The 13,380-nt window shown below is 70.8% G+C and carries 13 protein-coding genes; 4 read left to right on the top strand and 9 right to left on the bottom strand.

The window, feature by feature from the left end:
• Nucleotides 1-31: 31 nt before the first annotated feature.
• Together O7621_RS03360 and O7621_RS03355 are read right to left on the bottom strand one after the other, a co-directional pair.
• Nucleotides 32-457 carry a helix-turn-helix domain-containing protein gene (locus tag O7621_RS03360; protein WP_282232671.1) on the bottom strand — a complete coding sequence of 142 codons (426 nt, stop codon included), beginning with the start codon at nucleotides 455-457 and terminating at the stop codon, nucleotides 32-34.
• A 143-nt stretch (nucleotides 458-600) separates the two neighbouring features.
• Nucleotides 601-1,812, bottom strand: coding sequence for an IS110 family transposase (locus tag O7621_RS03355; protein ID WP_282230845.1), 1,212 nt, complete (start codon nucleotides 1,810-1,812; stop codon nucleotides 601-603).
• 224 nt (nucleotides 1,813-2,036) lie between these two features.
• Here O7621_RS03355 and O7621_RS03350 point away from each other — a divergent pair, with 224 nt between their 5' ends.
• Nucleotides 2,037-2,933, top strand: a complete 897-nt coding sequence (locus O7621_RS03350; protein ID WP_282232670.1) for an SDR family oxidoreductase — start codon at nucleotides 2,037-2,039, stop codon at nucleotides 2,931-2,933.
• Here the strand turns inward: O7621_RS03350 and O7621_RS03345 are convergent.
• The 3 genes from O7621_RS03345 to O7621_RS03335 are packed head-to-tail and all read right to left on the bottom strand — an operon-like array spanning nucleotide 2,922 to nucleotide 5,434.
• On the bottom strand, nucleotides 2,922-3,788 hold the full coding sequence (locus tag O7621_RS03345; RefSeq protein ID WP_282232669.1) for a Dam family site-specific DNA-(adenine-N6)-methyltransferase: 867 nt from the start codon (nucleotides 3,786-3,788) through the stop codon (nucleotides 2,922-2,924). The two genes, O7621_RS03350 and O7621_RS03345, sit on opposite strands and share 12 nt — an antisense overlap.
• Nucleotides 3,736-4,218 (bottom strand): NUDIX domain-containing protein, encoded by a 483-nt coding sequence (locus O7621_RS03340; RefSeq protein ID WP_282232668.1) that lies wholly within the window; start codon nucleotides 4,216-4,218, stop codon nucleotides 3,736-3,738. The genes O7621_RS03345 and O7621_RS03340 overlap by 53 nt, the downstream gene beginning before the upstream one ends.
• Nucleotides 4,211-5,434 (bottom strand): nucleotide disphospho-sugar-binding domain-containing protein, encoded by a 1,224-nt coding sequence (locus O7621_RS03335; RefSeq protein ID WP_282232667.1) that lies wholly within the window; start codon nucleotides 5,432-5,434, stop codon nucleotides 4,211-4,213. The genes O7621_RS03340 and O7621_RS03335 overlap by 8 nt, the downstream gene beginning before the upstream one ends.
• Nucleotides 5,435-5,516: 82 nt before the next feature.
• On the opposite strand from O7621_RS03335, the gene O7621_RS03330 reads away from it, so the two are divergent.
• On the top strand, nucleotides 5,517-6,473 hold the full coding sequence (locus O7621_RS03330; protein ID WP_282232666.1) for a 50S ribosomal protein L11 methyltransferase: 957 nt from the start codon (nucleotides 5,517-5,519) through the stop codon (nucleotides 6,471-6,473).
• Here the strand turns inward: O7621_RS03330 and O7621_RS03325 are convergent.
• The 3 genes from O7621_RS03325 to O7621_RS03315 form a co-directional block, all read right to left on the bottom strand.
• Nucleotides 6,455-7,627 carry a 4-hydroxybenzoate 3-monooxygenase gene (locus O7621_RS03325; RefSeq protein ID WP_282232665.1) on the bottom strand — a complete coding sequence of 391 codons (1,173 nt, stop codon included), beginning with the start codon at nucleotides 7,625-7,627 and terminating at the stop codon, nucleotides 6,455-6,457. The genes O7621_RS03330 and O7621_RS03325 overlap by 19 nt on opposite strands.
• The gene (locus O7621_RS03320; protein WP_282232664.1) at nucleotides 7,627-8,757 is read right to left on the bottom strand and encodes a hypothetical protein; all 1,131 of its coding nucleotides are present in this window, start codon (nucleotides 8,755-8,757) and stop codon (nucleotides 7,627-7,629) included. The genes O7621_RS03325 and O7621_RS03320 overlap by 1 nt, the downstream gene beginning before the upstream one ends.
• A gap of 247 nt (nucleotides 8,758-9,004) precedes the next feature.
• Nucleotides 9,005-9,265, bottom strand: coding sequence for a hypothetical protein (locus O7621_RS03315; protein WP_281552713.1), 261 nt, complete (start codon nucleotides 9,263-9,265; stop codon nucleotides 9,005-9,007).
• A gap of 332 nt (nucleotides 9,266-9,597) precedes the next feature.
• Here O7621_RS03315 and O7621_RS03310 point away from each other — a divergent pair, with 332 nt between their 5' ends.
• Together O7621_RS03310 and O7621_RS03305 are read left to right on the top strand one after the other, a co-directional pair.
• Complete coding sequence (locus O7621_RS03310) at nucleotides 9,598-9,837, top strand: DUF397 domain-containing protein (RefSeq protein WP_278172180.1); 240 nt, start codon at nucleotides 9,598-9,600, stop codon at nucleotides 9,835-9,837.
• 248 nt (nucleotides 9,838-10,085) lie between these two features.
• Nucleotides 10,086-10,913, top strand: a complete 828-nt coding sequence (locus O7621_RS03305) for a helix-turn-helix transcriptional regulator (RefSeq protein WP_282234440.1) — start codon at nucleotides 10,086-10,088, stop codon at nucleotides 10,911-10,913.
• Nucleotides 10,914-10,979: 66 nt separating this feature from the next.
• Here O7621_RS03305 and O7621_RS03300 read toward each other — a convergent pair whose 3' ends face one another.
• On the bottom strand, nucleotides 10,980-13,340 hold the full coding sequence (locus O7621_RS03300) for an esterase-like activity of phytase family protein (RefSeq protein ID WP_282232663.1): 2,361 nt from the start codon (nucleotides 13,338-13,340) through the stop codon (nucleotides 10,980-10,982).
• Between the last annotated feature and the right edge of the window lie 40 nt (nucleotides 13,341-13,380).

Below are 13,380 nucleotides of genomic sequence, written 5' to 3'. Positions count from 1 at the left end.
GGTGGTATCCGCTGTGGGCGGACACCCGTGGTCAGGCGGTCCGGTCGAAGCTGTCCCGGGCCGCGAGCACCGTCGGCATCTCGCGTTCGACCAGCTCGATCAGGCCGACCAGCTTGCCGGCGACGGCGCGGCCGAGCGGGGTGAGGCTGTACTCGACGCGGGGCGGGATGGTGGCCTGGACGTCCCGGACGACCATCCCGTCGCGCTCCAGCGCTTGCAGGGTCTGAGCCAGCATCTTCTCGCTGATGCCGTCGACCCGGCGGCGCAGCGCGTTGAACCGGTAGTTGCCGGCGAACAGAGCAGCCAACGCTAGCGTGCCCCATTTGCCGGTTATGTGGTCTAGGGTGGCTCGTGACGGGCAGTCGCGGGCGAAGACGTCGGTCACCAGGGCGGCCGTCGGGTCGTCGGTCGGCGGGCAGGATTCGCTGTGCGGAGCGGGCGCGGACCGGCTGGCCATGTTCCCAGGGTATCTCCCAGTGATGTGTCGAATGGGCCACAGCACCTACTGATCCGCTTGCGCTTTCGAAAAGTTAGTGCAGGCTGGTGGGTGAGGGCGATCGTGGGGCCGCCCGCAGGGACGTAGGAGTTTCAATGATCGTGTCAAGCCGCGTTTGCGGTGAGCGGTGGTGAGTCATGGAACTCGCGGCCGTCGCGCAGCAGTGCCCAGATGACATCGATCAGCCGGCGGGCCAGGGCGATCAGCGCCTGGGTGTGCAGCTTGCCCTCGGCACGTTTGCGCTGGTAGAACACCCGCGACGGGCCGTCCGGCCTGATCGCGGACAGGGCGGCCATGTAGAACACCCGGCGCAGGCCACGGTGGTAGCGCTTGGGGCGGCGCAGGTTGCCGCGTATCCGGCCGGAGTCGCGGGGTACCGGCGCCAGGCCGGCGTAGGCGGCCAATCGGCCGGCGGTCTCGAACGCGGCGGGCAGGTCGCCGCCGGTGTCGGCGAGCAGCTGGGCCCCGAGGATCGGCCCGAAGCCGGGCACGCTGGTGATCCGCGACGCGTGGGGATGCTCGGCGAACCGATCGGTCAGTTGCTTGTCGAGGTCCTTGATCTCTCGGTCCAGGTCCAGCAGCTGCTCGGCCAGCCGGGCGATCAGCGGTGCGGTGGTGGCCTCGGTGGGCAGCGCGATGGTCTGCGCGGCCGCGGCGGCCAGGGCCTTGTCCACCATGGCCGGGATGCCCTTGGGCCAGGCCCCGCCGGCCAGCAGATGCGCCGTGACACCGTCCGCTCCGGCGTCTCGGATGCTCTGCGGGGTCTGGAACCCGGTCAGCAGGACCAGCGCCGAGCGGGTGGAGTAGTCGAACGACGCCTCCAGGGCCGGGAAGATCGAGGCGAGCAGGGCCCGCAGCCGGTTGATGCCGCGTACCCAGTCGCCCATCAGGTCCTCCCGGCGTGCGGTGAGCACCCGCAGATCGGCAACGACCTGGTCGGGGCTGGTGATCGCGGTCAGGTCGCGACGCAGCCGGGCGGTCTCGGCGATGGTGAACGCGTCCTTGGCATCGCTTTTGCCTTCCCCGGCGAACGCGCCGGCCATCCGGTTGACCAGCCGGCCGGGCACGTACAGCACCCGCGCCTGACCGGCGAGCAGCACCGCCAGCAGCAACCCGGCGGTGCCCGAGGTCATATCCAGAGCCCACCGCACCTGCTCGGCGGCCTTGCCCGCCCGGCCGATCAACGCCTCGATATCGGCCTGGCTGTTGACCAGCCGTTTACTGAACACCACCTTGCCGGTCTCATCGACCGCGCAGGCGTGGTGATGGGTCTTGCCCACATCGATACCGACCCAGATCATCTCGCGGACCTTCACCGGGCCCGTCCTCCCCTCCTACACCTCGACCCCGTGGACGACCCCGCCAGCAGCTCCATAAACAGCGACCCACGCACAGATTTCAATCAGCAGCCGGGGCGTCCAGAACGGCAGGGCGGCCACTCCCACGAGGCCACCTCACGGCAAGCAGTCATCAGCCACACCCTGCGCTCCGGGGATCTGAGGTACCAACCCCAGACGATCAACAACCTTATGGAGCTGACATGATCACTGTCACCGGTGCCGCCGGCCAGCTGGGCCGGTTGGTCGTCGACGAGTTGCTGGACAGCGGACTGCCACCGGCGCAGATCGTCGCCGTCGTACGGAACCCGCAAAAGGCCGGCGACCTCGCCGCGCGCGGCGTACAGGTCCGGCACGGTGACTACGACCAGCCGCAGACCCTCGTGCCGGCCCTGGTCGGGACCCGTAAACTGCTGCTGATCAGCGGCAGCGAGGTCGGCCGGCGAATCGACCAGCACCGCAACGCCGTGGCGGCGGCGAAGGCGGCCGGAGTCGACCTGGTCGCCTACACCAGCATCCTCAACGCGGACACCAGCAGCGTCCCGTTGGCCGCCGAACACCTCGCCACCGAACAGATGATCCGGGACAGCGGCCTGCCGTTCGTGCTGCTGCGCAACGGTTGGTACCTGGAGAACTACACCGGATCGGTGCTGCCGCAGGCGCTCGCCACCGGCAGCGTGCTGGGCGCTGCCGGCTCGGGTCGGGTCGCCGCCGCGACCCGGGCCGACTTCGCCGCCGCCGCCGTCGCGGTGTTGACCGCGCCAGCACCCGCCGGCAGCGCTGACACCGCCGCAACGGCCGGCACCGTCTACGAGCTCGGTGGTGATGAACCCTTCACCCTGGCCGAGCTGGCCGCCGAGATCAGCCGGCACAGTGGACGGGAGGTCGGCTACCAGGATCTTCCGGCCGACGTGTACGCCAAGGCGCTGACCGATGCCGGCGTGCCGGAGGCGTTCGCCAGCATGCTGGCCGCCTCCGACGTCGGGATCTCCCAGGGCGATCTGACCACCGACAGCGGCGACCTCGCCCGACTGATCGGCCGGCCCACCACGTCGCTCGGCGACGCTGTCCGGGCCGCTCTGGCCGGCCTACCGGGCTGATTCGCCGTTCGGCAGTCGGTAGTTGGTGACCAGCAGATCCCAGCTGCCCCGCTTCGCCGACTGCAGGTTGATGTCCCGGCGGGTCGCCATCCGGGCGATCAGGAAATCCGCGCCGAACAGCTCCCGTACGAACGGCGTGTCGCTGTTGGTCAGGGTCAGCCGGACGCCGCGACGGCTGGCCCGTACCATCGCGTCCCGCAGCCGCACGTGATCGGCCGGCCCGAACTGCGCCGAGGTGTACCGCCGGAAGTCCGCCCACCCACCGAGCGGTACGTACGGCGGGTCCAGGTAGACCCAGTCGCCGGCGGTGGCCTCGTCGAGTTGCTCGGCGAAGTCGGCCACCCGCAGCTCGGCGCCGGCCAGCGCCTGCGCGGCGTCCAGCAGCACCCGCCGGTTGTAGTACGGCCGGTCGTAGGCGCCGTACGGTGCGTTGAACTCGCCCCGTCGGTTGACCCGCCACAGCCCACGGAACGCTGTCTTGTTCAGGTAGATCACCCGGACCGCGCGTTCCAGGTCGGAACAGCCCGTCGGCGAGCGGCGGCGGACCGCCGCGAAGTGCTCCGGCGTGTTCGGTTGCTCGTCCAGCAGCCGCATCACCGCTTCGGGGTCGCGGGCGACCTCCCGAAAACAGATGATCAACTCCGGGTTGGCGTCACTGAGCACCGCCCGCCGCGGCGCCAGCTCGAAGAAGACCGCTCCGCTGCCGAGGAACGGTTCCCGGTAGCTGCCGGTGAACGGTGGTGCGGCGGCGACGAGGGCGGCGGCGTACCGGGTCTTCCCGCCCGCCCACTTGAGGAACGACCTACCGTCCGCCCTGGTGGTGGAGCGCGTGGACCTGGCGCCGGCCCGGATCATGGAGCGGATCATACGGGGCGGTGACCCGCCAGGCGTAGTGCGGCGAGGCGAGGAACTCGGCGAGCAGGCTCGCCGAGCCGGGAGCGAACGGCCGGCCGTCGCTGATCTGGTCCGGCCGCAGGAACTCCATCGCGGCACCCTCGCCGAGCCGGACGTCGCACTGCCGGGCACGGGTGGAGCCGAAGTAGTAGTGCGCCGTACGCTGTGGGTTCAGCTGCCGGCGGCAGAACAACCGCAACCCGTGCTCGGGTCGTAACCCGGTCTCCTCCGCGAGTTCGCGCAGCGCCGCCTGCTCCGGTGTCTCCCCGGGCTCGCAGTGCCCACCCGGCACGCACCAGGCGTGCGGATGGCTCGGCGCGTTGCCGTCCCGTAGCTGCAGCAGGACGGAGCCCGCCGAATTCACCAGTAGCACCGCGGCGACGTCACCCATCGGTCCAGTGTGCGGCCGAGCCGCCGGTAACGGGGGCGAGCACTGAAAGCTGGTCGGCGTGGCGGTCGATTCCACCCGGATGTGCGAGTCGGGTGGCGATCTCGGCCGGTGCCGGCAGTCTCGACATCAGCTCGGCCGCGTGCGCCACCCCGCTGGCCGGACCGCCTTCGGCCAGCAGCTCGGCGAGCAACCGCGGGGTCACCTCCTCGGGTGCGCAGCCCAGGCCGAGCCGGTGCCGTCGGACCAGGTCGGCGTTGCCGAACTGGTCGCCGCCGTGCGGCAGGACCAGTTGCCGTACCCCGGAACAGATCGCGCCCATCATCGTCCCGGAGCCGCCGTGGTGCACCACGGCGGAGCAGCCGGCGAGCACCTGGTGCAGCGGCAGCCAGCCGGCGGGCCGGACGTTGCCGGGCAGCGGTCCGAGTGCGGCCACGTCGGCGTCCGTGCCGAGGGCCAGCACGAAGTCCGCGTCGGTCTGCCCGGCGGCGTCGATGGTGTGGCGCAGACCGGACAACCCGGCCAGCGCCGGCACCACGGTGCCGAGGGTGATCAGCACCCGGGGGCGCGCGGTGGGTAGCCGGAGCCAGTCCGGCAGCGCACCGCCGGCGTTGTACGGCACGTACCGCATCGACCATCCGTCGCCGTCGCCGATCATCAGCTCGGGCGGCGCCAGGTGCAGGACCACCCGGTCGGGCAGTTCCAGTGGTACGCCGTTGCGCTCGTACGCCGCCGCGAGGTACGGCAGGAACCGGGCGGCCAGCGCTTCTTCGCGGAACAGGTTGATCCCGTGCTCTACGGCGGGCACCCGCAGTGCGCGGGCGGCCAGCAGGCCGGCCGGATGCAGTCGGGAGTGCACCACCAGGTCCGGCCGCCACCAGCGGGCCAACGTCACCGTTCCGTCCGCCATCAGGTCGGAGACCCGTCCGAAGGTCTCCAGCAGCAGCGGGTCGGTACGGCTGCCGGCGGCGGCGATCCGCCGGCCCCGCTCGCGCATCCGGGCGGCAAGTTCAGCGGTGGTGCCGGTGCCGAACACGGCGGCGATCGGGGCGCCGGGGGCGACGTCCACCGCCGGCAGACCGGCCCGGGCCGCGCCGGCCAGTCCTTCGGCGGCGGTGCCGACCAGTACGTCGTGGCCGGCGGCCCGCAATGCCCAGGCGAGCGGCACGGTGGGGAAGAGATGCCCGACTCCGGGCGGGCTGGTGAACAGGACGCGCACCGAGAAACCTTCCGGTTGACACTTTGATCGACAATGGCTAATTTATCGTGATTGATCCGGTTTCGCGAGAGGGAGTTCATCGATGGCTGGGCCGACGGACATCCCGTTCACGCCGGAGCTGCACCTGCGACTGCTACTGAGCATCGACCGTGGGCACAACGTGCAGCGCGCGGTCCGCAGCGCGGTGCGGCCCGGTGACCGGGTGCTCGACGCTGGCACTGGCAGCGGGCTGCTGGCGCTGGTCGCCGCCGACGCGGGCGCCGCCGAGGTGGTCGCGGTGGATCGGCACCATGTCGGCATGGCCGAGCGGATCGCTCGGCACAACGGGGTCGCCGACCGGATCACCTTCGTCGAGTCCGACCTCGCCGATCTCGACCCGGAGGATCTCGGCGGTCGGTTCGACGTACTGCTCGGCATGATCCACACCAACAACCCGTTGCTGGACGAGGAGCGCTCCCGGCTGGTCGTCGAGCTGCGTCGCCGGTTCGGCACGGCCGACTGCCGGGTGCTGCCGGGCGAGGTGCGCTACCTGGCCACCGGCTGCGACCGGCTGGACTGGGACCTGCCGACCGAGCTGGCCGACCTGGCCCAGGCCAGCGAGACGCTGCAGGGGGCGTACGGCTGGGATTTCCAGCCACTGCTGGACGCGGTCCGCGACGGGGTCGCGATGCGTTCCGCCCGGCCGGCCAAGGGGGTCGCCCCGGCCTGGCGGTCGCCGACCCGGTCCGGCGCGCTGCGCTTCCCGCGAAGCGACGTGCGGCTGCTCACCGCCGCCGAGGACTGGGTGACGGTGGACTACCAGGCGTCGTCGTTCGACGGGTTCCCCGACCAGGTGCGGCTCACCACGACCGCCGCCGGGCGGCTGACCGGGGTGATCTGGACCCAGCAGCTGCGGTACGCCGGGGTGCCGCTGTGGACCAGCGAGTCGTACAGCCCGCTGGCCGGCCCGCGCCACGTCGGACCCGGGCTGGATCTGGTCTTCGGCACCGGGGCGACGTGGCGGGCGACCAACGTCCTCAGTCACCACCACCCGACGTAGTCCTCCAGGAACGCGGCCAGGTAGGCCGGTGAGTCGACCAGCCGGGTCAGCCGCGCCGCCTGCACCCGGTGCAGGAAGGCCGCGTCGGCCGTGCCGTACCCGGGGGTGTTCACCAGGTCCATCATCCAGTGCACGAACTCCTGGGCCCGCCAGATGCGGGCCAGCCGGTGCTGCGAGTAGGCGTCCGACCGGCGGTGGTCGCCGACGGTGAACCGCTCGATCAGCCCCAGCGCCAGCTCTTCCGCGTCAGCCAGGGCCAGGTTGAAGCCCTTGCCGCCGACCGGCGGCACGATGTGTGCGGCGTCCCCGGCGAGGAACAGCGACCCGTACCGCATCGGGTCGCAGACCAGGCTGCGCATCCGGACGGTGCCGGTGTCGGTGACCGGCCCGGTGTGCAGCGTCCACGGCTCGTCCAGGGCCAGCCGGATCCGGACCTCCTTCCAGATCCGCTCGTCCGGCCAGTCCGCCCGGGTTTCGTCCCGCCCGCATTGCAGGTAGAACCGGCTTACCGTCGGCGTCCGGCGGACGTGCACGCAAGCCCCGGACTCGTGCAGGGCGTTGATCACGCAGTTGCTGGACGGCGGGGCTTCGGCGAGCACCGACAGCCAGGCGTAGTCGTACTGGTAGTCGGCGCAGCGCAGCGCCCCGGCGGGGACTGCCCGCCGGGCGACGCCGTACTCGCCGTCGCAGCCGGCCACCACGTCGCAGTGCAGCTCGCGGCCGTCGGCGAGCCGGATGCGGGGCTGCCCGGTCAGGTCGTCGATCGCCTCCGCCGCAGTCTCGAACCGCAGGTCACCGCCGTCGGCGAGGTAGGTGTCGACCAGATCGCGGACCAGGAACTGCTGCGGGTAGATGTAGTGGCTGCGGCCGTTGGCCAGCGGCTCGTAGTGGACCGGGTAGCGCCGCCCGCCGAGCCGGAACTCGACCGCGTCCTCGACCGCACCGGTCCGCAGCAGTCCGCCGGCCAGGTCGTGCCGGCGGAGCAGGTCGACCACCCGATGCTCCACGGTGGCACCCCGGGCGCGGTTGGCGACGTACTCGCGGTCCCGACGCTCCAGCACCACACAGTCCACCCCGGCCCGGCGTAGCAGCACCGCCAGCAGCATCCCGGCCGGTCCGGCGCCGATGACGCCGACCTGGGTACGTTCGTTCATCACCGGTCACCGCCGGCCGGCTGGTCGACCTGCCCACCGGCGCCCGCGCCCGGCGTTCCGTCTCCGTGGCCACCCAGGCCGGTGTCCGGTGTCCCGCCGCCTTCGGGCCCACCGGGTGTCCCGCCTCTGTCGGTTCGGTCCCGGTGGCTGCCGTGGAGCGCGAACAGCCGGGCCCGCATCATCTGCCGTACCACCTGCACCCCCGGAGACGTGCTGCGCCCCGCCGACCGGGCGGCCATCCGGAGGCTGGGCAGCACGTCGCCGCCGAACCGGGCGCAGATCAGTTGGTGCGCCTCGTACGCCTCGACGGTGGCTTCGACGAACTCGTCGAAGGCGCTACCCAACCGGGCCGGGCCGATCTTGGATCGCATCGCGCGGACCTCGGTGAACAGCGCCATGAGGTGGGCGTGGTCGCGGGTCTGCAGTCCACTGAAGCCGGCCCGCACCGCTGGCGGTGCCATCGCCGGACGGATCAGTCGCTCGTAGTCGACCGGCGAGAAGTCCGAGGTGAACCGGAAGGCGGCCGCCGAGCTGCGCATGAACGCCGTGGCGACCCGCAGCGCGGCTCGTGCCTCGGCCTCGTCGCCGTCGGCGCTGGCACCGAGGAAGCAGTTCAGCCCGGTGATCGCCCCTTGCATCAGGGTGAAGAAGAACTGGTGACCGATCAGCCACCGGTCGGCGGCGGCGTCGGAGTCACCCGGGTCCGTCCCGTTCGACTGCGGGTGCGGCGGGCGTTGAACGGGCTTGTCCAGAACGCCGATCGGCTGGTTGCCGACGTCGTGGCCCGCGTACCGGTACAGGCTTTCCAGCCCGAGCCAGAGCTGGGCGACATAGCCGTCGCTGAGCTGCGAAAGCCCATTCTCGTTGACGTTCTCCCGAACCGCCAGATGCGCTATTGCCAAGGCGTGGAGAAACGCTGATTCCGGCCTGTGACGGGTACGGCGGATCTGGAAGTAGCGGTCATGCTCCTGGTAGTCGACGGAGGTCGGGTCGGCCAGGCCGCCCGACATCGCGTTGTCGAGCGGCTCCGGGGCCGAGGTTTGGTGGCCGTCGGCGATTGCCGCGCGGAGTCGGTGCCGGTTGGTCGGCAGTAACTCCGGATAGGGTAGACACAGTGCGCCATCAGACACAGGGCAGCCCTTCTGGTGGCTTCCGGGCATGGGTACGGTGTCGCAATACCGCGCCGACGGAGTGGCCCATTCACCGCGCCGCCGGTGATCAAAAATTCTTGGAAATTCTCGCGGCTGCTGTGATGGCTGTCAATCCCTGTGTAGTTTTTCGCCTACTGAGTGGTGACTTTGTGCACGTCAGCGGCGCGATATTGAGTCTGGTGACCGGCGGGGTGGTCGTCGGTCCCCTCCGGCTGGCGGGCGACCGTCAACGGTGCACCCGGTCCAGCATCGGGTCGGTCTCGGCCCGTGGCAGCACGTACGGCGCGGTGATGGTGTCCACTCCGGTGCCACGCGAGCCGGTCGGCCGGTAGGTGACGGTCGCCGCGCCGGCTGAGGCGGTCTCGACGATCCCGGCGCACCAGGTGCCGCCGCGGTAGACCCAGACCGGGTCGGACGGCTGGTAGCGGTCGGTCGGGTAGACGTCCCGGGGATCGCGTTGGTTGGGGTTGAGGATGGGAGCCGGCATGCTCATCGCCCTCCTGTCTCGCTGCGCGCGGTGTGTCTCGTGGCTGCTGCCGTCGGATGACGCCGGAGGCAGCTGACCGGCCCGCAAAGTGGTGACTCTGCGTGCATCGTTGTCTACGCCGCCCCTGGCCTTATCGGGGGTGATGTCGTCGAATGTCCGATTATTCATCACGATGGGTAAACCGCCGGATACAAGTTCACGTGCGCTATCATGCTCGCAATACCTTGCAGGCGCAAGAGCAGATGCACGTGCATTTGACCCTTCCGCGACGAGGCGCGGCCGACCCTGGAGTCCTACGTCTGTTGCGACAATGTCCGATTTGGATTGTATGTATGCATAAGCCGGATAGTGACGTTCCAAGTACCGACCTGCCGACCCTCGCCTGGCGTAAGAGCGGCCGCAGCAACCCCAGCGGCAACTGCGTCGAGCTTGCCCGGCTGCCCGGTGGCAGCGGGATCGCTCTGCGTAACTCCCGCTACCCGGACGGTCCGGCGCTGATCTACACCCGTGCGGAGATCGAGGCGTTCATCCTCGGCGCCCGGGACGGTGACTTCGACGACCTGATTCGCTAGCATCGATCCGGCCGGGGGCCTGCACCGTGTGGCCCGTCCGGACTCTGCTGGTGACGACCGTCTGCACCGCACGGCGGTGTCCACTGGTCGGACCGGTATCGACGGGGCCTTAGGGATCACCCTCAGGTCATGGCATGCTTACTCGCCAAGAGTAGCTGCCATACGACGTGACGGTGTCCGGAGGTCGGTGGGTGACGATGACGGCCCAGCCAGATGGCGGATCGGCGACCGGGCCGACCGTGCTGCGGATGCTGCTCGGCGCGCAGCTGCGGCGGCTCCGGGAGAGCCAGGGAGTGAGCCGGGAGACGGCCGGCTGGCACATCCGCGCCTCCGAATCGAAGATCAGCCGGATGGAGCTCGGCCGGGTCGGCTTCAAGGAACGCGATGTCACCGACCTGCTCACGCTCTACGGAGTGACCGACTCACGGGAACGCACAGCGCTGCTCGGGCTCGCCCGGCAGGCGAACACGCCCGGCTGGTGGCACCGGTACGGCGACATCCTGCCCAGTTGGTTCCAGTCCTACCTGGGGCTGGAAGCGGCCGCGAAGATGATCCGCAGCTACGAGGTCCAGTTCGTACCCGGCCTGCTGCAGACCCGCGACTACGCCCGCGCGGTGGTCCTACTCGGACACGGCCGGGCCCCGGCCGACGAAGTGGAACGCCGGGTCGAGCTGCGGATGGAGCGTCAGGAGCTGCTCCATCGGCCACAGCCACCGAATCTGTGGGCGGTGATCGACGAGGCGGTGCTGCGACGGCCGATCGGTGGTCCCGCCGTGATGCGCGAGCAGATCAACGCCCTGATCGAGGCGACCAAGCTACCGAACGTACGGCTGCAGGTCGTGCCGTTCGACGCCGGCGGGCACGCCGCCGCCGGCGGAGCCTTCACCATCCTGCGCTTCGCCGACCAGGACCTGCCCGACATCATCTACATCGAGCAACTGACCAGCGCGATCTACCTGGACAAGCGGGAGGACGTCGACCACTACGCCGCCGCGATGGAGCGGCTCTGCGTCGAGGCCGACCCACCCGCCTGTACCCAGGACCTGCTCCACCAGATCCTGCGCGACCTGGACTGAGCCGACAGACTGACCCGGTGGCGCGGGCGTGACCGCAGCTGGCCACGCCCGCGACCCCGGACCGGGCTAGCGTCGACCCCGACCGAACACCCGATCGGCCGAGCCGAGCCGGAGGAACACCGTCTCGCCGGTGGCGTCCTGGGCTCCGTCGTTGTCGGTGACCATGTAGACCTGCCGGTTCCCGCCGACGGCGAGCCCTTCCAGCTTCTCCTGCGTCCACCCGTTGCCGGCCTGCAGATCGGGCAGCACGTCGTACGCGAGCCGCTTCGGCAGCACCGGCAGCAGCCCCGGTGCCGGGTCGCCGGTCGGTAGGTCGACCGTGTAGATCCGCTTGACCCGGGCGGCCGGCCCGCTGAGCTTGTCCCGCTCGATCACCGCGAGCCGGCCGTCGCCGACCGAGGCGATCTCGGACAGGCCGATCCAGTCGCCGGCGACATCGGTGCTCTCCAGCCGGTATCCGAACCAGGCCCAGGTGCCGCCGCGTACGTCGTAACGACCGAGCCGGACCACCCCGGCCGGATCGCTGGCCACGCCCCGCTGCAACACCACCCACACCTGCTCCCGGCCTCGCCGGTCGGTGAGCGCGGTCACCCCCTCCAGCCCTTGGCTGCCGAGCCCGGCGGCCACCTCGTCGGGCAGCGACACGACCTGTCGGGTCACCCCCGACCGGTCCAGCCGGACCAGTTGGTTGGCGGCACCGGTCGCTCCCTCCGAGACCAGCCAGAACCCGCCCTGCGGCCGGGCGAACAGGCCTTCGGCGTCGTAGCCGGCCGGCTCCCCGGACGCGTCGCGGACCACCAGATCGTCGATGATGCGCGCCGGGCTGTGCCGGGTGTCGATGGTGTAGATCCGGGTCGGCGAGTAGAGGGCGTCGCTTGCCGCGAACAGTTGGTGTCGCTTGCCGGGGACGGCAGTGAGCGCGCCGAGCCCGCCCCAGCCGATCGGTGCCCGGTCGGGGCCCCGTCCGCTGGTCTGCGACACCAGCGTCGGGAACGACGGGGTGTCCGCACCCAGCCGGTACAGGTTCACCGCGGCGCGTACTCCGGCCTCGGCGTCGTCGACCTCGCTGGAGACCGCCAGCAGGCCGCGGGCCGGGATCGGCAGCAGCCCCTCCGGACCGTTGGTCGTCGCCAGCACCTGACGCAGCACCGGACTGGTCGGCCTGGTCAGGTCGTAGACGGCGACGAAGTTGCTCCGTTCGGAGCCGACGAAGGCGTACCGGGTGCGCCCGAACGTGGCGACCGCGATGCCCTCCGGCTCGGCGCCCTTGTTGTCGGCTCGGTTGTCGTTGTGCAGCCCGTGGCGAACCGCCAGTTGCTCAATGGAGTTGCCGGCGTCCCAGACCACCCGGCCGGTCCGGCTGTCGAAGATCGACCAGCCCCGGGTGCCGCCCTTCCAGTCCCCTTCGTTCGCGGTCGCCAGGTAGCGGTCGTCGATCCAGGCCACCGCGTCCGGTTCCCGGGGCAGGTCGGTGATCGTGCCGGTCAGGTCGATGACCCCGTCGTCGGCGGTGTCGATGCCGGTCACCGTGGCGGTCCCGGCGCCGAACGCCTTGGTGATCCGCCCGCTGCGCAGGTCGACCAGGATCACGCCGTTGTTCTCCTGCAGGGTCACCGCGACCTGGTCACGACCGTTGATCGACACGTACTCCGGCTCCGGGTCGGCCGGGGTGTCCAGCCCGGCGGTGACCAGACCGGGCAGCGCGCTGCCGTCGGCGGCGGTCAGCGACACCGTACGGGTCGACCAGGTTGCCGGGTGGCGCCCGGTCAGGTCGACGATCTGCAGGAACCCGGCCGGCGGCTGCGGCAGGTCGCCTTCGTCGCCGCCGAGCGGGGTGGCCTCCTCGTCCCGTTCGTTCTCGATCGCGATCGCCGCGTAGCGGCCGTTGTCGCTGACCTCGATGGCGTCGGGCTGCCCGCCGAGTGGGATGCTGCGCACCCTGGTACGGGTGGCCAGGTCGACCACGTCGAGTCGGCCGGACGGAGTGGTGTAGCTGGCACTGGTGTTGACGACGATCAGCACGTACCGGCCGACCACCGCGACCGAGGTCGGTTCGTCCTCGGCGTTGCCGAGCGTGGCCAGCGAGAGGGTGCCGAGACCGCGGGGGTTCCGTGGGTCGGTGATGTCGAGGAAGCCGACCCGCCGCCCGGCGGCGTCGGTGTAGATCATCGTCCGGCCGTCCGGACTGACCGTGGAGATCTCCGCGACGGTCTCGGCGCTCGGGTCCTCACCGGCTGGCCGATTGTGGAACACCGGGTACGTCGCGGTGCGGCCGAAAACGGCGGATCCGGGCCAGCCGGGCCTGTCATCGCGGTGACCGGCCGCCGCGCCGCCGGGGGCCATAACGGTCAGCGCGACGGTGGCGCAGAGGACGGCGGCGGTGGCGGCGGTGGTGACCAGCACCGCCGGACTTCTTCGGGTACGCATGTCTGGGCTCCGATATCGTCGAGAAAAGATGCCTTGGCGG

It is taken from the genome of Solwaraspora sp. WMMD937 (assembly GCF_029581175.1).
Lineage (GTDB): Bacteria > Actinomycetota > Actinomycetes > Mycobacteriales > Micromonosporaceae > Micromonospora_E.
Note: the sequence above shows the minus strand (reverse complement) of the source record. Positions and strands in the feature narration are given on the sequence as shown.

Excerpts from the sequence above, each read along its gene's own strand:
- O7621_RS03340 (WP_282232668.1), bottom strand. The coding sequence starts at position 4,218 with ATGGGTGACGTCGCCGCGGTGCTACTGGTGAATTCGGCGGGCTCCGTC.
- O7621_RS03305 (WP_282234440.1), top strand. The coding sequence starts at position 10,086 with ATGCTGCTCGGCGCGCAGCTGCGGCGGCTCCGGGAGAGCCAGGGAGTG.
- O7621_RS03350 (WP_282232670.1), top strand. The coding sequence starts at position 2,037 with ATGATCACTGTCACCGGTGCCGCCGGCCAGCTGGGCCGGTTGGTCGTC.
- O7621_RS03345 (WP_282232669.1), bottom strand. The coding sequence starts at position 3,788 with ATGATCCGGGCCGGCGCCAGGTCCACGCGCTCCACCACCAGGGCGGAC.
- O7621_RS03310 (WP_278172180.1), top strand. The coding sequence starts at position 9,598 with ATGCATAAGCCGGATAGTGACGTTCCAAGTACCGACCTGCCGACCCTC.
- O7621_RS03360 (WP_282232671.1), bottom strand. The coding sequence starts at position 457 with ATGGCCAGCCGGTCCGCGCCCGCTCCGCACAGCGAATCCTGCCCGCCG.
- O7621_RS03300 (WP_282232663.1), bottom strand. The coding sequence starts at position 13,340 with ATGCGTACCCGAAGAAGTCCGGCGGTGCTGGTCACCACCGCCGCCACC.
- O7621_RS03325 (WP_282232665.1), bottom strand. The coding sequence starts at position 7,627 with ATGAACGAACGTACCCAGGTCGGCGTCATCGGCGCCGGACCGGCCGGG.
- O7621_RS03315 (WP_281552713.1), bottom strand. The coding sequence starts at position 9,265 with ATGCCGGCTCCCATCCTCAACCCCAACCAACGCGATCCCCGGGACGTC.
- O7621_RS03330 (WP_282232666.1), top strand. The coding sequence starts at position 5,517 with ATGGCTGGGCCGACGGACATCCCGTTCACGCCGGAGCTGCACCTGCGA.